This is a genomic window from Desulfovibrio sp. X2 (assembly GCF_000422205.1).
GTDB lineage: Bacteria > Desulfobacterota > Desulfovibrionia > Desulfovibrionales > Desulfovibrionaceae > Alkalidesulfovibrio.
The window spans coordinates 201,105-220,067 of record NZ_ATHV01000004.1; the positions used below are offsets into that span (position 1 = coordinate 201,105).

The 18,963-nt window shown below is 69.6% G+C and carries 16 protein-coding genes; 7 read left to right on the top strand and 9 right to left on the bottom strand.

Features of this window, described 5'->3' with window-relative positions; all coding sequences use genetic code 11:
• Positions 1-10: 10 nt before the first annotated feature.
• From DSX2_RS02370 to DSX2_RS02390, 4 genes are all read right to left on the bottom strand, one after another.
• Positions 11-1,051, bottom strand: a complete 1,041-nt coding sequence (locus DSX2_RS02370; protein ID WP_020879432.1) for a formate dehydrogenase accessory protein FdhE — start codon at positions 1,049-1,051, stop codon at positions 11-13.
• 170 nt (positions 1,052-1,221) lie between these two features.
• Positions 1,222-1,968, bottom strand: coding sequence for a 4Fe-4S dicluster domain-containing protein (locus DSX2_RS02375; protein ID WP_020879433.1), 747 nt, complete (start codon positions 1,966-1,968; stop codon positions 1,222-1,224).
• A gap of 64 nt (positions 1,969-2,032) precedes the next feature.
• Positions 2,033-5,074, bottom strand: coding sequence for a formate dehydrogenase-N subunit alpha (fdnG, locus tag DSX2_RS02380; protein WP_084486377.1), 3,042 nt, complete (start codon positions 5,072-5,074; stop codon positions 2,033-2,035).
• A gap of 138 nt (positions 5,075-5,212) precedes the next feature.
• The gene (locus tag DSX2_RS02390; RefSeq protein ID WP_020879436.1) at positions 5,213-5,695 is read right to left on the bottom strand and encodes a winged helix-turn-helix domain-containing protein; all 483 of its coding nucleotides are present in this window, start codon (positions 5,693-5,695) and stop codon (positions 5,213-5,215) included.
• Positions 5,696-6,103: 408 nt separating this feature from the next.
• Between DSX2_RS02390 and DSX2_RS02395 the strand changes: the two genes are divergently transcribed.
• The 3 genes from DSX2_RS02395 to DSX2_RS02405 are packed head-to-tail and all read left to right on the top strand — an operon-like array spanning position 6,104 to position 8,098.
• Entirely contained in the window at positions 6,104-6,487 is a 384-nt protein-coding gene (locus tag DSX2_RS02395; protein ID WP_236615059.1) for a TadE/TadG family type IV pilus assembly protein, read from the top strand.
• A 7-nt stretch (positions 6,488-6,494) separates the two neighbouring features.
• Entirely contained in the window at positions 6,495-6,908 is a 414-nt protein-coding gene (locus tag DSX2_RS02400) for a TadE/TadG family type IV pilus assembly protein (RefSeq protein WP_020879438.1), read from the top strand.
• On the top strand, positions 6,905-8,098 hold the full coding sequence (locus DSX2_RS02405) for a TadE/TadG family type IV pilus assembly protein (protein ID WP_020879439.1): 1,194 nt from the start codon (positions 6,905-6,907) through the stop codon (positions 8,096-8,098). Before DSX2_RS02400 ends, DSX2_RS02405 begins: the two co-directional genes overlap by 4 nt.
• 73 nt (positions 8,099-8,171) lie before the next feature.
• Here DSX2_RS02405 and DSX2_RS02410 read toward each other — a convergent pair whose 3' ends face one another.
• The 4 genes from DSX2_RS02410 to DSX2_RS02425 form a co-directional block, all read right to left on the bottom strand.
• Positions 8,172-9,791, bottom strand: a complete 1,620-nt coding sequence (locus DSX2_RS02410) for a SidJ-related pseudokinase (protein WP_020879440.1) — start codon at positions 9,789-9,791, stop codon at positions 8,172-8,174.
• A 95-nt stretch (positions 9,792-9,886) separates the two neighbouring features.
• Positions 9,887-11,347 carry an NAD(P)/FAD-dependent oxidoreductase gene (locus DSX2_RS02415; RefSeq protein ID WP_020879441.1) on the bottom strand — a complete coding sequence of 487 codons (1,461 nt, stop codon included), beginning with the start codon at positions 11,345-11,347 and terminating at the stop codon, positions 9,887-9,889.
• 9 nt (positions 11,348-11,356) lie between these two features.
• Positions 11,357-12,058: a TVP38/TMEM64 family protein gene (locus tag DSX2_RS02420; protein WP_020879442.1), complete on the bottom strand. Its 702-nt coding sequence runs from the start codon at positions 12,056-12,058 to the stop codon at positions 11,357-11,359.
• Positions 12,059-13,075: a glucokinase gene (locus DSX2_RS02425; protein ID WP_020879443.1), complete on the bottom strand. Its 1,017-nt coding sequence runs from the start codon at positions 13,073-13,075 to the stop codon at positions 12,059-12,061.
• Between the two features lie 206 nt (positions 13,076-13,281).
• Between DSX2_RS02425 and DSX2_RS02430 the strand changes: the two genes are divergently transcribed.
• Complete coding sequence (locus DSX2_RS02430) at positions 13,282-15,225, top strand: molybdopterin biosynthesis protein (protein WP_020879444.1); 1,944 nt, start codon at positions 13,282-13,284, stop codon at positions 15,223-15,225.
• 307 nt (positions 15,226-15,532) lie between these two features.
• On the opposite strand, the gene lpxB is transcribed toward DSX2_RS02430, so the two are convergent.
• Entirely contained in the window at positions 15,533-16,675 is a 1,143-nt protein-coding gene (gene lpxB / locus DSX2_RS02435) for a lipid-A-disaccharide synthase (protein ID WP_020879445.1), read from the bottom strand.
• 319 nt (positions 16,676-16,994) lie between these two features.
• On the opposite strand from lpxB, the gene DSX2_RS02440 reads away from it, so the two are divergent.
• The 3 genes from DSX2_RS02440 to DSX2_RS02450 all read left to right on the top strand — a co-directional run bounded on the left by DSX2_RS02440 (position 16,995) and on the right by DSX2_RS02450 (position 18,748).
• The gene (locus tag DSX2_RS02440; RefSeq protein WP_020879446.1) at positions 16,995-17,927 is read left to right on the top strand and encodes a Gfo/Idh/MocA family protein; all 933 of its coding nucleotides are present in this window, start codon (positions 16,995-16,997) and stop codon (positions 17,925-17,927) included.
• A 98-nt stretch (positions 17,928-18,025) separates the two neighbouring features.
• Entirely contained in the window at positions 18,026-18,271 is a 246-nt protein-coding gene (locus DSX2_RS02445) for a hypothetical protein (protein ID WP_020879447.1), read from the top strand.
• Positions 18,272-18,433: 162 nt separating this feature from the next.
• Positions 18,434-18,748 carry a DUF5658 family protein gene (locus DSX2_RS02450; RefSeq protein ID WP_020879448.1) on the top strand — a complete coding sequence of 105 codons (315 nt, stop codon included), beginning with the start codon at positions 18,434-18,436 and terminating at the stop codon, positions 18,746-18,748.
• The last annotated feature ends 215 nt before the right edge of the window (positions 18,749-18,963 follow it).

Below are 18,963 nucleotides of genomic sequence, written 5' to 3' on the forward strand. Positions count from 1 at the left end.
CCCTCCCCTTCTAGAACGCGTTCCAGGGATAGGAGCCCACGGGCGAAAGCCCGTACTCCCGCGCCGCGATGTCCAGATGCGCGAGGCCGAGCGGGGCCGTGAGCGGCTCCACGTCCTCGGAGCACTCGCGCAGGTCGATGCAGGGCAGATAGGTGGAGCAGCCGGAGCAGCCGTAGATGCGCTCGTGCGGGGCGCCCTCGGCCGCGCGCCAGAACAGGGAGTCCTGGTCGTCCGTGCCGCAGCCCGGGCAGATGATGCGCCGCGTGCGCCAGACGTGGCCGCACTGGCCGCAGGAGAGCAGCCGCTGCCCGCCTCCGCCGCGCAGGTACTCGGAAAGCTCGCCCTGCTCGGCGCGGCTGAGGAAGGAGAGGGAGGGCGCGCCGCCGCAGACCGGGCAGGTCACGCCCGGCCAGACGCCGGAAAGCCCGCCCTCTGCCAGAACCGGGGCGGCCTTGGCGCGCAGCCGCCGAAAGACCGGGGAAATGACGAAGTGGGCCATGAAGGCCAGGGAGCCCGCGTCGAGCCCGGTGCGCCCGGCCAGGGCGGCGAGCCGCGCGGAATCCGCGTCGAGCACGTGGGCGGCCAGCTCCGAGGCGGCCATGCGGCCTTCTGCCACGTCGGCGCGAAGCGCCTTGGCGGCGGGGCCGAGCGGCGGGAAGATCGCGGCCAGCAGCGGGGCGAAGGTCTCGAGCGAGGCCGTGAGCGCGGCCTCGAACCCGTCCATGGCGGCCGGGTCCGCGCCCTGCAGGAGCGGCACGCCGCGCGAGAGGCGCAGGGCGTCCGCGCCCGGCAATACCGGGTCCCAGGAAGAGAGTCGCGCGGTCTCGTCGGCCACGGCGGCCAGCAGGTCCTCGAAGTGGTCGAGGTAGCCGGAGAACTCCGGCCGACGCGCCCGCAGGACGGAAAAGGCCGCGCGCACCGCGTCGCCGTCCGCTGCCTGGGCCAGTCCGGACAGGCTCGCGGCCGGTCCGGTCATCTCCTCCCCCATGGTGGGGACGGTTCGCGGCGCGACGTCGCCGTCCTTCGTTCCCGTGCCTGAAAATCCCTGCATGCCTTCCCTCCGAAATTCTTGTCCGCCGCCCTCCTTCTCCCCGGGGCCGTCGGTCGCCGGTCCCGGGGAGCGGTCGGAGGGGCGGGCGCTGGGCCCGCCCCTGCCGTGGAGGTGCGTCGTTCGTGTATCGTGTGTCTTCTTGCCGAATCCCTCGTCGTGTCCCGTTTACGCTAGCCGCGCTCGGTCACGCGCCTGACGGGCCTGGTCAGCCCGGCCAGGAAGCTCTTGCGCGACATGGGAGCCGCGGGCGCGGGCACCCCGAGCTCGGCCACGGCCGTGGGATGGTAGCGCGTGGGCTCGTCGAGCAGCAGGAAGATGACGCTCACGTCGTCAGGGTTGCCGAGCATGGCGCGCGGGAAGTCCCGCTTGACCTCGGCCAGCCTGGCCTCGGCCAGCGCCAGCATGGCGGAGCGCTCGCCGAAGTTCATGGTCCCCGTGGGGCAGACCTTGACGCAGGCGGGCAGCATGCCGCCGCCCTGGCGCTCGAAGCACATGCTGCACTTGGTCAGGCGCTTCAGCTGCGCATCGTAGCGCGGGATGTCGTAGGGGCAGGCCTGGCGGACCTCCTCGGACTGCTCCGCGGTCAGCTTCACGGCCTCGGGCATGACGACCACGGCGCCCGTGGCCTTGTCCTGGATGATCGCGCCCTCGACGTAGGAGTCCGCCGTCATCTTGCAGGGCGGCTCCACGCAGTGGCGGCACTGGTCCGGGAAGAAGAACCAGCGCGTCACGCCGTCTATGCGGTGCTCGAAGAAGCGCACCAGCTTGTAATTATGTGGGTTCAGGTCCGGGGGGTTCTGGTGCGTGCCCTTCTGCTTCGTGTGGTTTGCGGGCAGCTCGAACCATTCCTTGCAGGCCAGCTGGCATCCCCGGCAGGCCGTGCACCGTGACGTGTCTATGAAGATGCTCTTGGGCATGTCCGTCTCCTTTTCGACTCGCGTATTCCCGGCGGCGGCCGCGCGGCCGCCGCCGGGAAAGTTGCTAGAGCGCCAGCTCCGTGACCTTCTTGGCCTTGCGCACGTTGACGAGGCAGGCCTTGTATTCCGGGATGGTGGTGTTGGGGTCGGCCACCGAAGGCGTGAGCCTGTTGGTGGAGTCGCCCGTTCCCGGCGTGGTCCAGCCGAAGCAGAACGGCATGCCGACGAGGTGGACGGTCTTGCCCTGCACCGTGAGCGGCCGCATGCGCACCGTGACCATGGCGATGGCCTCGACGCGTCCGCGGATGCTCTCGATGACCACGGGGTCGCCGTTCTTGATGCCCCTCTCCTTGGCCAGCTCATGGCTCATCTCGACGTAGAGCTGGGGCTCGGTCTCGAGGAGGTTGGGCACGTTGCGCGTCTCGCCGCCGCCGCACCAGTGCTCGGTCACGCTGTAGGTGGTGAGCACGATGGGGAAGCGCGGATCCGCTGCCTTGGCGAGCAGGTCCATGTCGCTGTGCACGGACTTGAAGCACGGACTGTGGAGCTGCCGGGAGAACGGATGGGAGGCCACGGGGGTCTCCACCGGCTCGTAGTGCTCGGAGAACGGTCCGTCCAGGCGGCCGGGGCCGAAGATCTGCCCGAAGCCGTCCTTGCTCATGATGAAGGGGTACTTGCCCTTGCCCGAGGCCAGCGGCGGCCAGCCGCCGTCCGGCACGTCGCCGACCCACTTCGCGCCGTCCCAGGCGATGACCGCCTTCTTCGGGCTGTAGGGGTTGCCTGCCGGGTCGACCGAGGCGCGGTTGTAGAGGATGCGGCGGTTGACCGGCCAGCACCAGGCCCAGTTGGGATACAGCCCGATGGTGGCCTGCATCTGCGTCTGCCTCGGATCGCGGTGCTTGGCCTTGTTGCCGCCCTCCTCGGTGTAGCCGCCGCAGTACAGCCAGTTGAGGCTCGAGGTCGAGCCGTCGGCCGCGAGCGCCGTGAAGCTCGGCACGAGCTGGCCCTTGGCGTAGACCTTGTCGCCGACCTTGGTCTCCCTGGTGAAGCGGCCGTTGATGCGCATGGCGATCTCTTCGGGATCGTAGGCCGCGGGCCAGTCGTGCGACAGCACCTGCTCGGGCAGGGCGCCGCCCTCCTTGGCGTAGAGCGTGCGCACGCCGTTCATGATGTCCACGACCATCTGGCCGAAGTAGCGGATGTCGCCCGCGGGCTTGATGGCCTCGTAGTGCCACAGCCACCAGCGGCCGGAGTTGGTCACGGAACCGGCCTTCTCCACGCGGTGCGCGGAGGGCAGGAGGAAGACCTCGGTCTTCACGGTCTTCGGGTCCACGCCCGGCCTGTGCCAGTTGTCCGTGGTCTCGGTGTGGTGCAGCTCGGCCAGGACCAGCCAGTCCAGCTTGTCCAGGGCCTTCCTGATCTTGTTCGAGTTGGGCACGCTGTTCATGGGGTTCAGGCCCCAGATGAAGCCGCCCTTGATCTTGCCGTTGTACATGCGGTCGAAGAGGTAGAGGTAGGAGTAGTCCTCCCCCTTGGCGGTCTTGGGCACGAGGCCGTAGCAGAAGTCGTTCTCCGCCGTGGCCTTGTCGCCGAACCAGCCCTTGAGCAGGCTGGCCATGTACTTGGGCTTGTTCTGCCACCAGTTGGCGGACTCGGGATCACGGCTCACGGGAGTGTTGGCCTTGTTGTAGTCCGCGAGCGTCGGCCAGGCGTCGATGGGCTGGGCCATGTAGCCGGGCACGATGTGGTAGAGCAGGGTGTGATCCGTGGAGCCCTGCACGTTGGGCTCGCCGCGCAGCGCGTTGATGCCGCCGCCGGCCACGCCGATGTTGCCGAGCAGGAGCTGCACGATGGCCGCGCTGCGGATGTTCTGCACGCCGGTGGTGTGCTGGGTCCAGCCGAGCGCGTACATGATCGTTCCGGCCTTGTCGGCCTTGCCCGTGGCGCCGAAGCAGTCGTAGACCTTCCTGAGCGTCTCCTCGGGCACGCCGGTGACCGCGGAGACGTTCTTCAGCGTGTAGCGGCCGTAGTGCTGCTTCATCAGGTTGAAGACGCAACGCGGGTGCGCGAAGCTCTCGTCGCGCATGGGCACGCCGTCGGCGTCGTTCACGAAGCTCCACTTGCTGCGGTCGTAGGCCCGCTTGGCCGGGTCGTAGCCCGTGAACAGGCCGTCCTTGAAGCCGTAGGCCTCGCCCACCACGAAGGAGGCGTTGGTGTACTTGGCCACGTACTCGTGGAAGTACAGGTTGTTGGACAGGATGTAGTTGATCATGCCGCCCATGAAGGCGATGTCCGTGCCCGAGCGCAGGGGGACGTGGTAGTCCGAGCGCGCCGAGGTGCGGGAGAACTTGGGATCCACGTGCACCACGGTGGCGCCGCGGTCCTTGGCCTTCAGGACCCACTTGAACGAGATCGGATGGTGTTCAGCGGCATTGCTGCCGATGATGAGGACCGAATCGGCATTCTTGATGTCGATCCAGTGGTTGGTCATTGCGCCGCGTCCGAACGACTCTCCCAGAGCCGCAACAGTGGCGCTGTGTCAGATGCGCGCCTGGTGGTCCATGTGGACGACACCAAGGCCCTTCATCGCTTGATGCGCTACCGCGCACTCCTCGTTGTCCATGTGGGAGGTGCCGAGCTGGAAGACGCTCTCCAGCCGGTTGACCGTGTTGCCCTTGCCGTCGCGGGCGATGAAGTCGGCGTCGCGGGTCGCCTTCACGCGGCGCGAGATGCGCTCGATCATGAAGCCCCAGTCCTTCTCCTCCCACTTGTCCGAGTAGGGGGCGCGGTACAGGGGCTTGGAGAGGCGGTCGTCGTTGCGGCTGAGCGAGAGCACGGCCGCGCCCTTGGCGCACAGCGAGCCCTGGTTGATGGGGTAGTCCGGGTCACCCTCGGTGCTGACGAGCTTCCCGTCCTTGACGCTGGCCACGATGTGGCAGCTCACGGAGCAGAACGGGCAGATCGAGATGACCTCCTTCGCTCCGTCGATCTTCAGTCCGGCGGCGTACGCCTCGGCCGGGCCGAGGTCCACGCCGAGCTGACTGAGGCCGATGCAGGCGACACCTGCCCCGGTCAGCTTCATGAAATCCCTTCGCGTCCACTTCATGGGAGCCTCCTTGTTGCGCGTCCGGCGCCCGGAGCGGCTGCCCGGGCGGAAAACCATGCCTATTTTGGCATAAGCATATCCGGCATCTGGGCTTTTGCAACAAAAATTCAAATATTTTAATGTGTTAAGAATAACACATTAACGGCTCCCCGAAGCCGCGCGCACCATCCTCTCGGGCGACCGGCGGGAGAAGGGGTCCTCCTTGCGGGCCTCGCGGGGCGCGTCCTGCAGGGCCCGGGAGGCGTCCTGCCCCTTGGGCGCCCGGTAGCGCTCGGCGTCGTAGGGGAAGATCTCCCTGGCCCGGGCCACGGCGCGGGTCTCCACGTCCGCGTACCAGTCGCGGAAGTTCTCCACGAGGAGCTTGCCGAACTCGGTCAGGCGGTAGCCGCCGCGGTTGCCCGCGGGCTTCTCGATCAGGCTGAAGCCGATGATCTTCTCGGTCTTCCTGATCTTGCCCCAGGCGGCGCGGTACGACATGCCCAGGCGGTCCGCGGCGGCCCGAAGCGAGCCGAGCTCGTCCACGAGCTCGAGAAGCTGCACCCGCCCGACGCCGAAGAAGACGCCCTCGTCGGTCTCCAGCCACATGTGCAGCCGCACCACCGGCCGCTCCCTTCCGCTCATGCCTGCCTCCTCCCCCGCCTGTGCGAGGGGTGGACGATCAATTATGTCTTCCATGACATAACGACTACCCTCGCCTCCCGGCACAAGCCAAGAAAAGCCTCATTATGTCAGATTTGACACAATATAGCCCGCGAAGGCCCGCCCCTCAAGGCTTTGTGGACTTCTCCACTTTCCGTGGATCGACGCGACACGGGAGAGGAAAAACAGGTGACTGTCAACTGCTCGAATATGCTCAAAAAAACAGCAATCCATCACTTGGCCCGATCATTGCTCTCATGCCCATAGACCATTTCTATTGGACAGGAAGCGAGCACCATGACCCTGCCGACCACGCCTCGAACCCGCACGACAGCCCCCGACGAAGGACGCAGCCGCCCGCGGCGCGGCCTGTTCCGGTCCGAGCGCGGCTTGTCTCGTTCGGAGCGCGGCTTCGCCGCGGTGGAAACCGCCCTGCTCCTGCCCGTGTTCATCCTGCTCTTCATGGGCGTCATAGACTTCGGCCGCCTCTTCTGGACGCAGAACACGGTCACGGCCGCGGCCGAGGAAGGCGCGCGCATGGCCGTGCTCACGGACACGAGCGACGACGAGGTCATGCAGACGGTGAAGGACTATCTGAAGAACGGCGGCATCGAGGAGCCGCCGACCATCGAGATCGGCGCCCGCGTCCCGGACCAGCCCGTGTCCGTGAAGGTCAGCGTGGGCTTCTCCTTCATGACCCTGCTGCACTCCCTGACGAGCCTCGTGGACATCGACCGGGTGACCTCGACCGCGGTCATGGTCCATGAAAGGTAGGCGGACCATGCGCGCGATCGTCTCGAACATCCTTCGCCGCCTGCGGCGCTCGGAGCGGGGCAGCGTCACCGTGGAATTCGCCGTGACCCTGGCCTTCCTGGTCTTCCCGCTGTTCATCGGAACCATCGACCTCTCCCGACTGATGCACGCCGACAACATCCTCACGCGCACCGCGCGCGAGGCCGTGGTCGTGGCCAGCCGGGGCGGCGACGCGGCCGGGATCGCCAGGACCATCGTGCAGAGCGCCGGGCTCTCGCCCAGCCTGCTCACCGTGAGCGTGACCTCGGCCCCGGACGCCTCGGTTTCCGGGACCAGCGTGCGCGTGGAGCTCGGCTACGACCTGAACGGCTTCGCGCTCTTCGCGGCCGACGTGTTCATGCCGGACGGGCTCAAGGCCGTGGCCGAAGCGAGGAAGGAATGAACGAAGCCGCCCGCAGAATAGTAAGCGTCCTCGCCCGCCTGCACAGCGACGAGCGCGGCGTGGGAGCCCTCCTGCTCGGCCTGACCGCCGTGGCCATCATCGGCTTCGCGGCCCTGGCCGTGGACCTCGGCTGGATGCAGTTCACGCGGAGCAGGCTGCAGACCTCGGCCGACGTGGGCGCCCTGGCAGGAGCGGGCAGTCTGCTCTCCAAGGGCGACGACCTCGCCGCCGTGCGCTCGGTGGCCCAAAGCTACGCCCGCCGCAACCTGATCGCCGAGGACAAGCCCGCCGCGGCGGTCGGGGACGGCGACGTGACCTTCTACCACGACGGCACCCCGGTCTCGTCCGGCGCGGACCAGGTGGAGGTCCGGGTGACGCTCTCGACCGAGCGGAAGAACGCCCTGAACCTCTTCTTCGCCAGGGCCATCGGCACCTCGAACGCGGACGTCAGCGCCTCGGCCAGGGCGGGCCTCGTCGGCACCTGCTCGAGCGAGTGCCTGAAGCCCTTCACCATCCCGGCCAAGTTCACCTGGGACGACACCTGCGACCCCGATCCCAAGCTCAGGAACAACGGTCGGCTCGACACGGGCAGCAGCTGCGAGATGGCCTCGGTCCAGGTGCCCGGCTACACCGACGCGGACGCGGGCACGCAGGTCGTGCTCAAGCCCAAGGACCCGAGCGACGCCGTGGTGCCGAGCTTCTACAACCTCATCGACTTCCCGCCCGTGAACAAGGGCAACCCGGTGACCGGCGGCGACGCGGTGCGCGAGAACATCGCCGGGTGCTCCGGCTCGAACGCCACGGTCGTCGAACCCAACGACGAGGTGCAGATCGAGCCCGGCAGCACCAACGGCCCGGTCAAGCAGGGCATCGCCGACCTCGTGGCCCAGGATCCCACGGCGCACTGGGACAGCGCCACCAACAGCATCCAGGGCAGCGCCTTCTCCAACCCCCTGGACAGCCCGCGCGTGTCCCTGCTCGGCTTCTACGACCCCAAGCGGCCGCCCGTCTCGGGCCGCAACACCCTGTTCATCGCCCAGGTCGGCGCCATCTTTATCGAGGGCATCGACGGCAACGGCAACGTCACGGCCCGCTTCGTGCGCGCCATGGCCGACTCGCCCACGGACTCCGGCGGCGACTGCCTGCTCAAGGTCAGCCGCATGCTGCGCGACTCGAGCCGCGGCGGCTAGCCGCGGCCCGGGCCGGGCGACGCCTGCCCGGAAATCGCCAAAAAATCTCGGATCGAACGCGAAGGGATGCGCCTTAGGGGCGCACGGGGAGGTCCTGCGCCAAGGGCCCCGGGAAGGTCGCGGCCACGTGGCGCGCGGCCACCACGCGGCCCGCGGCGCAGGCCACGAACTCGTTCAGCTCGGGCAGCGAGGTCTGGGCGTTGAAGCGGCCGAGGTGCGGCCCGGTGGGCAGGGAGATGTCCTCGCGGCCCTGCTCCAGCGCGCGGGCGCGCGCGGGCTCCATGCCGCGCGAGACGAGGAAGGCCTCGAAGCCCGCGCGGTCCAGCCGCCCCTGGTCCTCCACGCGGAAGAGCTCGTCCATGTAGCGGTCCACGCCCATCTCCTCGGCCATGCGCGCGGCCAGGTGCGCCGCGTCGAAGGGCAGCGCGCCCGTGTGCGGCCTGCCCGAGAAGCCGTGGCAGAGCTCGCGGAATATCCCGCCCAGGAGTCCGGCCAGGAAGTCCTCGTCGAAGAGGTGGCGCGCGTCGGCCGGGCGGCCTTCCGCGTCCTGGCCGCGAAGCGCCCGGTCGCCCGCGCGAAACCAGCTTCCGGCCACGAGCAGCAGGCCGAGGAGCGCGTTGCCCAGCGCCTTGTAGAGGGACTGGCCGCCGCCGCGAAGCGCCCGCAGGTGCTCCAGGTCGCGCAGGCCTGAGGCGCCGAAGTTCGGGTGGCGGCAGGAGCCCAGCCACTGGTCCAGCCGCCCCATGCGCCGCCAGTCGTAGACGCCCTGGTCGCCGCGCCGCCCCTGCGCCGTGCGGTTGTGGAAGAGCGGGATGGGGTCGTCGTGCACGATGCCGCGCCCCGCCAGCGCGCCGAAGAGGTGCGCGGCGCGCGGCAGCATCTCGGCCAGCTCCGCGCGGCCTGGCCTGCCGCCCCCGGGCAGCTCGTTGGGGTAGTGGAAATATCCGGCCGGGGCCAGGAAGGCCAGGGCCAGCCCCTCGGGATGGAGACCGGCCTCGGGCGCCCCGTCTTCTCCGGGGGCGCCGCGCAGGCGCAGCAGGGGGCAGCCGTGCACGGAAAGGGGCCTGGGCACCTCGAAGCGCACCGCGAAGGACTCTCCGGCCAGCCGCTCCATCCAGGCCGCCTCCAGCGCCAGGCCCGCGCCGTCCTCGTCCGCCCGGGCGCGCTTGACCACCAGCAGTTCCCCGCTCGAAGTCTTCCAGACCAGGCTGCGCCCCTCGCGGCGCGGCGCGGTGCGCGCATCGGCCCCGGCCGGGACACCGGCCAGGGCGCAGAGCGCGGCCGCGTCCGTCTCGGGCGCTGCCGCGGGATCGCAGGGGCTCACACCCCGGCCCGCCGGGGCCGCGGGCAGCCCGCCCAGGACCCCGGCCACGGCCAGGCGCGCCTTGCGCGTGCCCTCGCGCAGCATGGCGTCGAGCACGGACAGGGCGCGCGCGGCGAGCGGCCCGGGCGTGCCGGGCCGCAGAAGGCAGGCCAGCCCCTGGGCCGCCTCGCGGTACAGGTGGTGCGCGTTTCTCTGCGCGTCGTGGGCGAAGTTGGTGAGGATCGTTTCGAGCGCGTACAGGCTCCGCTCGGGCAGGGCGGCGCCCTCGCGCTCGGCCTCGGCGCGCAGCTCGCGGGCGTTCAGCCAGGTGACGGTGAAGTCGCGCTGCACGGCGCGCGTGGCGGGGTCGACGTCCGGAAAGTAGTGCACGGCTGAGCAGCTACCCTATCCGGCGCGCGAAGGCCAGCCCGGCGGCGCCCGGCGGCCGCCGTATCCAGGGCGGCCGGTCCGCCCCCTGCCCTTGCCTACCCTTCTTCCGAGGGCTCGCAGGCGCGGCCCTTGTAGTGGAAGAGGAAGTGCAGCCCCTTCTTGACCGTGTCCGAGAAGATCTTGCTCGAGAAGTAGTCGCCCGCCACGCGCTTGGCCGACTCGCCGAGCGTGGGATAGGGATGCACGGCCGCGGCCAGGGTGGCCAGCTTGACCTTGCCGCAGGCCACGGCGATCCATTCGTTCAGCAGCTCGCCCGCGTGCAGCCCGGCGATCTGCACGCCGATGGGCCGCTCCTTCTCGTCCAGCAAAAGCTTCAGCTTCCCCTCGGCCATGCCCTCGGCCAGGGCGCGGTCGTTGTTGGCGAAGGACTCGGTGTAGACCGTGTACTCGATGCCCAGCTCGCGCGCCTCGCGCTCGTTCAGGCCTATGCCGCCGAGCTCGGGCTCGGAGTAGGTGCAGTGCGGCAGCCAGGTGTAGTCCGTCTTGCGCGGCACGCGGAAGACCGCGTTGGTGACCACGATGCCGCCCTCGTAGCCCGCGGCGTGGGTGAACATGTGCCCGCCCGTGGCGTCGCCCGCGGCGAAGATGTGCTTCTGCGAGGTGCGCAGCCGCTCGTCCACGGTGATGCCCTGCGCCGTGTGCTTCACCCCGGCCGCGTCCAGGTCCAGCCCCAGGACGTTGGCCCGCCGCCCCAGGGCCACCAGCAGATGCTCGCCCCTGGCCACCAGCTCGCGGCCGAGCTTCTCGAAGACCACTTCCTTGCGCCCCTCGGCGCTTCGCACCCGCGTGACGGAGCAGCCGAGGTGGAACTTGACCCCCTCGCGCTCCAGCTGCTCCATGACCACGCCCGCCATGTCCGGGTCCTCGCGCGAGAGGATCTGGTGGCCGCGCTGCACCACCGTGACCTGGCTGCCCAGGCGCTGGAAGGCCTGGGCCATCTCGATGGCCAGGGGGCCCGCGCCGAGGATGACCAGGGAGCGCGGCAGGGCGTCGAGGGAGAAGATTTCGCGGTTGGTCAGGTAGCCGGTCTCGGCAAGGCCCGGGATGTCCGGCGCGGCCGCCGAGGAGCCCACGCAGAGCACCCAGCGCGCCGCGGTCACGGCCTTGCCGTCGCATTCCACCTTGTGCTCGTCCAGGAAGCGGGCGTGGCCGAAGCGGACCTCGGCCCCGAGCGAGCAGAAGCGCTCCGGCGAGTCGTGGCGCTGGATGGCGGAGATGACGCCAAAGATGCGCTCGCGCACCTTGCGGAAGTCCACCGGGCCCATGGCCGCCGGAGGCAGGCCCAGGTGGTGCGCCACGCGCACGAGCCGGGCGGCGCGCGCCGTGGCCAGGAGCGTCTTGCTCGGCACGCAGCCGTAGTGCAGGCAGTCGCCGCCGAGCGCCTTCTCCTTCTCGAGGACCACGCATTTGGCCCCGAGCTGGGCCGCGCCCGCGGCCACGGTCAGTCCCGCCGCGCCGCCTCCGATGATTCCGATGTCGTAGTCGTACGCGGCCATCGTCGCCTCCTATTTCGCGGCCCCGGCGCGGTGCGCGCGCACGAGGCCCATGACCTTCTTGACCAGCAGGGGGAATATGCCGAGCAGCGCAAGGGAGAGGAGCAGCCCGGGCGAGGCCACGTCGGACAGGCGGTGCACCTGGCCGAGCTGTGCGCCCGCGTTCAGGTAGACCACGGTGCCGGGCAGCATGCCGAGCTGCGAGACCCAGTAGAAGGTCGAGAGCCGCATGGGCGTGACCCCCATGGCGAGGTTGATGAGGAAGAACGGAACCACCGGGATGAGGCGGAGCGAAAAGAGGTAGAAGGCGCCTTCGCGCTCGAAGCCCTCGTTGATGCGGGCGAGCCGCTCCCCGAAGCGGCGCTGCACCCAGCCGCGCAGGAGATAGCGCGCCAGGGCGCAGGCGAGCGTGGCCCCCAGGCTGCTCGCGAACGAGACGAGCAGCACGCCGGGCAGGAAGCCGAAGACCGCGCCCCCGGCCAGGCTCATGATCGCCGCGCCGGGCAGGGAGAGCGCCGTGACCGCCACGTAGAACACGAAGAAGCCCGCCATGAGCGCCGCGCGGTGCTCCGAGGCGAGGCCCTGCAAGGCCTCGCGGTTGGCCTTCAGCGCGTCCAGGGTGAGGTATTTCTGCAGTCCGAAGGCGAAGAAGGCCGCGACGAGCAGCGCCGCCCCGGCGAGCAGGAGGAGGCGGGAGCGCACCGCGGGCGTCATCTATTTTTCCGGCCCTGCGGCGGAAGAGGACGGGCCCAGCGTCTGCGCGCCGTAGAAGGCCGCGCCGAAGAGGCCGCTGCGCTCGTCGCGGCAGAGCCTCACGGGCACCCTGGCCAGCTGCGCGCCGTAGCGCGGCGAGCTGACGAACTCCTCGCGGAAGTCGTCGTTGTCCACGAGCCAGGGGCTCTTGGCCGCCACCCCGCCCGTGACCATGACGCCCGCGAAGCCGACCACGGAGAGCACGTAGTTGCGCACGGCCCGGCCGTAGAAGCGGGAGAAGAGGCGCACCGTGGGCGAGGCGCGGCCCGCGCGCTCCGCCACCTCCTCCGGCGAGAGCGCCTCGTCGGTCAGGAAGCGGTGAAGATGCGCCAGCCCCGACCCCGAGACCACGACGTCGCCGTAGGCGTAGGGGATGGAGAGCGTGCGGCGCAGGAAGGCGTGGTAGGCCTCCTCGTGCTCGCCCACGAAGGGAAAGGCCGCGTGGCCCGCCTCGGCGGGCACGGCCAGGAAGCCGCCCTGCCCGTCCTTTCCGGACACGGGCAGGGTCGCGCAGTGGCCGAGCCCGGTGCCCGCGCCGACCACGGCCAGGGCCGCGGTGGGATCGCCCGTCCCGGGCTTCACGAGTTCCGCCTGGTCCAGGATCACGGTGCGGCTGGAGTAGCCCTGGGCCACGAAGTCGTTGATCAGATGGACGGAGAGCCCGGCGACCCCGGCCTCCTCGTCGTCGAGGTCGATGGTCCAGGGGATGTTCGCGGGCTCGGCGCGGCGACCGCCCTCCACCGGGCCGGGCACGGCCAGGACCGTGGCCTCCACGGTATCGGGCGCGTGGGGGAAGCCCTTGTCCTTCAGGGCCCCGAGCAGCCCGGCGAAGGAGTCCACCGAGTCCGTGGGAATCCAGGCCTCGTCGCCCGGACGCAGGTCGGCCGCGCCGCCCGGGCCGTTTTGGCCGTCGGGCAGCGTGAAGGACATGAACCGGCTGTGGGTTCCGCCGATGTCGGCGGCAAGGATGGTCGTCATAGTCGTTTCCTAGCAGATGGGGAAGAAAACTGACAAGGCATATTCCATGCGGCCCTCCTTCCCTCCGCCGGGGCGCCCCGGGGCCCGGCTCCCGGCCGGGCGCCGGGCCCGCGCGGCGTTTCCATCATTTCGAAAAGCTGCTATTTTGCTGCTCCAACCCGCACCAACCACCCCCGGAAATCCCCGGAGCAACACCAGGAAGACCGATGGAACGCCACCTCTATCTCGACACCCTGCCCATCCCGGAAGCGGTGTCGCGCGTGCGCGCCGCGCTCTCGCGCGAAGTCCTGCTGCCGTCCGAGACCGTGCCCTCGCACGAGGCCCTGGGCCGCGTGCTGACCCGGGCCGTGTTCGCCCGCTACTCCTCCCCGACCTTCCACAGCGCGGCCATGGACGGCATCGCCGTGCGCGCGGAAAAGACCTTCGCCGCGCGCGAGGACGCGCCCCTCGTCCTCTCCCCGGACGGCGGCTTCGTGCAGGTCAACACCGGCAATCCCCTGCCCGAGGGCATGGACGCCGTGATCATGGCCGAGCACGTGGTCATGCAGAAGGACGGCGGCGCGCGCATCGAGGCCCCGGCCTTCCCCTGGCAGCACGTGCGCCGCATCGGCGAGGACATCGTGGCCACGGAGCTCCTGCTGCCCCACGGCCGCCGCCTCTCGGCCTTCGACCTGGCGGCGCTGCTCTCCGCGGGCATCTGGGAGGTGGAGACCGCGGGCAGGCTGCGCATGGCCGTGATCCCCACGGGCGACGAGGTCCTGGACTACGCCACGCGGCCCGTGCCCGGCCCGGGTCAGGTGGTGGAGAGCAACTCGGTGATGCTCGTCTCCATGGCCAGGAGCGAGGGCTTTCAAGCCGAGCGGCGCCCGCCCGTGCCGGACGATCCGGACGCGCTGGAGGCCGCGGCCCGCGCGGCCCTGGCGGAAGGCTTCCACGTGGTGGTGCTCGGCGCGGGCTCCTCGGCCGGGACCAAGGACTACACGCGCACGGTCATGGAGCGACTCGGCGCCGTGCTGGTGCACGGCGTGGCCGCCATGCCCGGCAAGCCGAGCCTGCTCGGCGTGGCCCAAAACGGCGCCATGCTCGCGGGCGCGCCCGGCTACCCGGTGTCCGCGGCCATATGCTTCGAGAAGCTCGTGCTGCCGCTGTGCGCCTGGCTCGAACGCCGCACCCCGGCCGAGCGGCCGAGCCTGCCCGTGCGGCTCGCGCGCCGCGTGACCTCCAAGCCCGGGCTCCAGGAGTTCGTGCGCCTGGCCGTGGGCCGGGTGGGCGCGGACTACGTGGGCCTGCCCCTGGCGCGCGGCGCGGGGCTCCTCACCACCCTCACGCGAGCCCAGGCCCTGGCCTCGCTGCCCGCGGCCAGCGAAGGCGCGGACGCGGGCGAGACCGTGACGGCCGAGCTGCTGGTGCCGCGCGAGGAGCTGGACTCGACCCTGGTCGTGGTCGGCAGCCACGACAACACCCTGGACCTCCTGGCCGACGAGCTCATGGGCATCCCCTCGCCCGTGCGCCTCGCCTCCTCGCACGTGGGCAGCATGGGCGGCATCATGGCCCTGGCCTCGGGCCAGGCCCTGTGCGCGGGCGCCCACCTCTTCGATCCCGACACCGGGGACTTCAACTTCCCCTTCCTCGAGCGCTACGCGTCGAGCCTCGTGCTCGCGGCCGTGAACCTGGCCGTGCGCCACCAGGGGCTCATCGTGGCCAAGGGCAACCCCAAGAAGATCACCGGCGTCGCGGACCTGACCCGGCCGGACGTGGTCTTCGCCAACCGCCAGCGCGGCGCGGGCACGCGCATCCTGCTCGACTGGCACCTGAAGAAGGCGGGCATCGCGCCCGGCGAGGTGAAGGGCTACGAGAAGGAGGAGTTCACGCACATGGCCGTGGCCGTGAACGTGCTCACCGGCACGGCGGACTGCGGCCTGGGCATCCACGCCGCGGCCAAGGCGCTGGACCTCGACTTCGTGCCCCTGGCGCGCGAACGCTACGACCTGCTCGTGCCGCGTCCGGCGCTGGAGGACCCGCGCATCAAGGCCCTGCTCGCCGTGGTGCGCGACCCGGCCTTCCAGGCCAAGGTCCGGGCGCTCGGCGGCTACGAGACGGACTTCGCGGGCCAGGAGATGCGCCCGGGCTTCGGACTCGGCGAGGGATAGACGCACAAGGCGCCACCCGCCACGCTGCCCGGCCTCTTTCTTTATTGATACTCGGCTCCTCCCACCCTGGGCGCTCAAAAAGCGTCAGATGCAAGGAGCAAGGAAAATGCAAGCCCGACGCGTAGTTTGACCTACGCGAGGGTTTGCATTTTCTGCGGCGACGCCGCAGATGGCGCTTTTTCAGCCCCCTGGGCCAGGGCGCTCAAAAAGCGTCAGATGCAAGGAGCAAGAAGAGTCCAAGCCCGACGCGTATTCCAGATACGCGAGGGTTTGGACTCTTCGCGGCGACGCAGCAGATGATGCCTTTTCAGCGCCCTGCGGAGAAGGCGTCGAGATCGTGGAGGATGATGCGGGCAGCGCGGTGCGGGGCGCCGGGCTCGCCCATGCGGTCGCGCAGCCCGGCGAGCTTGGCGCGCACGTTCGCGGTCAGGCGCGGGTCGGCCAGCCAGAGCTTGGCCACGCCCGCGATGGACACGGCGTTGGCCCTCTCCTGCAGGAGCTCCGGAAAGACCTGCTCGTCCAGGATCAGGTTCGGCAGGCTCACGTACTTCACGTCGATGAAGCGGCGCGCCAGGGCGAAGGTCAGGTCCGAGAGGCGGTAGGCCACCACCGTGGGCGTGCCGATGAGCGCGGCCTCGAGGCTCACCGTGCCCGAGGCGGCGAGCAGGAGCTCGGCGCGGCGCATGGCCCGGTAGCGATCGCCGGGCTCCACGATCTCCACGGGCACGTCCGAGGGCCACAGCTCGCGCAGCAGCGTCTCGTCGATGGTCGGCGCGCGCACCAGGAGGAAGCGCGTGCCCGGCCGCTGGCGGCGCAGGATGCGCGCGGCCTCGCCGAACTCCGGGAGCAGCGAGTAGAGCTCCTTCTTGCGGCTGCCGGGCAGCACGCCCACGAGGTCGGCCTCGGGCTGCACGGCGTCCAGCTCCTCGAAGGGGATCTCGTCCATGAGCGGGTTGCCGATGAACTCGGCGCGCACGCCGTGGCGCTCGTAGAAGGGCTGCTCGAAGGGCAGGAAGCAGAGGATCTCGCGGGCGTGGGTCTTCAGGAAGTTGACCCGGCCCTTGCGCCAGGCCCAGACCTGGGGGCTTATGTAGAAGTAGACCGGGATGCCGAGCTTGCGGCCCATGCGCGCCAGGAAGAAGTTGTAGTCCGGCGAGTCCAGCAGGATGATCGCCGCGGGGCGGTATTCCTTGAGCTTCTGCCAGGTGCCCCAGAGCATCTTGGCGATGCGCGGCAGGGCCGTGGCCACCTCGGTGAAGCCGAGGGTGGAGAGCATGCGGCTGTCGTAGTCCAGCGACATGCCCGCGGCGGACATGGCCGGGCCGCCCATGCCCACGAAGGAGAGCGAAGGCTCGCGCGCGAGAAGCGCGCGTATGAGCGCCGCCCCGTGCATGTCGCCCGAGGCCTCGCCCGCGTTGATCCAGATGGTCCGCTTCTGTCCGCTCTCCATACCTGCTTCGTGTCCTCGTGATCCGTGATGATCCGGCCGTGATCCGGTGGCTGTCCGGTGGCGACCCGGGGGTGAACCGCGTTTCGGGCCGAGGCGCGAAGGCCCCGGAATTACCGGCCCGCAGGGCTTTCTCCGCCCCCGGCCGCGCCTCCCGAAAGAGGTTGAAATCAGGCGTCTCCCGTACTATCGTGCCGCCCGAAAGACAAGCGGGATCACGCCCGTGCCGCATCCCGCGCGGGCAGAGCCCCGCGCGCCCCCTCCTCCGCACCGGCCCGTCCCGCACCATTCCCGCGAACTCGCACAAAGGCAAAACACACAGATGAAAAAGATGAAAGTCGCCGTGGTCGGCCTCGGCTGGATGGGCAAGGTGCATCTGCGCAACTACTCCCAGATGCCGAAGGTCGAGGTCGTCGGCGTCCTGGACGTGGACGAGAAGATCCTGCAAGAGGTCCACGAGCAGTACGACGTGCCCGTCTTCCAGGACCTGGAGAAGCTGCTGGACCAGGGGCCCGAGGCCGTCTCGGTCTGCGTGCCCACCGTGCACCACCACGCCACGGCCATGGCCGTGATCGGGCGCGGCATCCCACTGCTCGTGGAGAAGCCGCTGGCCGCCAGCTCGGCCGAGGGCAAGGAGCTGGTCGCGACCGCCAAGGCCAAGGGCGTGCCCCTGATGGTCGGCCACATCGAGCGTTTCAACCCCGCCGTGGAGCGCCTGCACGACCTCCTGAGCGAGGAGAACCACGTCATCTCCATCATGTTCGAGCGCGTGGGCCCCTACCCGCCGCGCATCCAGGACGTGGGCGTGGTCCGCGACCTGGCCTCGCACGACATCGACCTGGCCTGCCACCTGACCGGCTCGCGCTACAAGAGCGTCTCGGCCTTCACCTCCAGCAACGTGGGCAAGCACGAGGACACCGTGGTCCTCTCCGGCGAGATGGAGAACGGCGTGCTGGTGCAGATCAACTGCAACTGGGTCACGCCCTACAAGTCGCGCAAGATCCACGTGGCCACCAAGACCCGCTACATCGAGGCCAACCTGATCACGCAGCAGGTCAAGGAATACAGCAAGTTCGAGAGCTACCAGCAGAGCTACAACGTGCGCGAGTGGCCCGTGATCTTCCGCGAGCCCGTGCGCGAGGAGCTGACCCGCTTCCTCGCGGCCGTGGAGACGGGCGGGCCCGTGCCCATCAGCGGCGAGTCCGGGCTCTACGTGCTCGAGACCATCGAGCGCATCACGACCTGCGGGGCCTGATACCATTGGACATCTCGCCTTGCGCGCAGGGCCGAAAGGGCATAAGGAAATAATTCACAATTTCGCGTTCCCTTTCCAACCCGAAGCAGGAGGCTGACATGTCCAAGGACAACGTCCAGAAATCCATGGGCGTCTTCGCGGCGGTGTTCGCGCACACCGGCCACATCTCCAAGGAGGAGGCCCAGAAGATGTCCGGTCTTTCGCCCGCGGCATTCGAGGAGGCCTACCAGAAGGCCGCCAAGGTCGCCGACAAGCTCCAGAAGGCGGAGAGCAACAAGCTGGAGAAGTTCCTGAACGGTCTCGGCGACGAGATCGACGACTACATGAAGCACTTCTTCATCTAGCCTTCGCGCGGCGAGACCGCGCAGCATCCGGCGCCGCGGGGCGCGAGCCGAACGGCTCGCGCCCCGCCGGCTCGGCTGCGCGGACCAAAGACCCGCCGCCCTTCCCCACCCCCCACCCGCGACGACCGCACGACAACCGCACCACCGCCGCATGGCCGCCACATGACCGCGAGCATTTCCAAGACAGCCCTGGCCCTGCTCCTGGTCGTCCTGCAGGTTCCCGACATCCGGACCACCAACCGCATCCTGGCCCTTGGCGGCCGGGAGCTGAACCCCGCCGTGCGCCTGCTCATGCGCCTGGGCCCGCGCTGGTGGTGGCCCAAGCTCGTCCTGGCCGGGGTGGCGGCTTACTGGCTCGCGGCCTCGAGCGATCCCGAGGCGGTCTGGCTGCTCGGCCTGGTCGACCTGGCCTACCTGGGCGTGGTCCTCTCCAACCTGCGCCAGATGAAAAGGCTCGAACGCCGCGCCCGACCTTGACTCCGGATGGCAAACGGGGCACTTTGGCATCGTAATCAATGATCCCCTGACACCTCGGATGACACCTCGGACCAGGCCCGCATGGATGCACGTGAAAACACCGAGCCTCGCGGCCGCAAGGCCTTTTTCGTAGAGCGCGACGCCACCCCCGCCGGGTCTCTCCGTCTTCCGAAGTCTCCGGACTCCCGGCTGTTTTCCCGGCTTCACGACAAGAC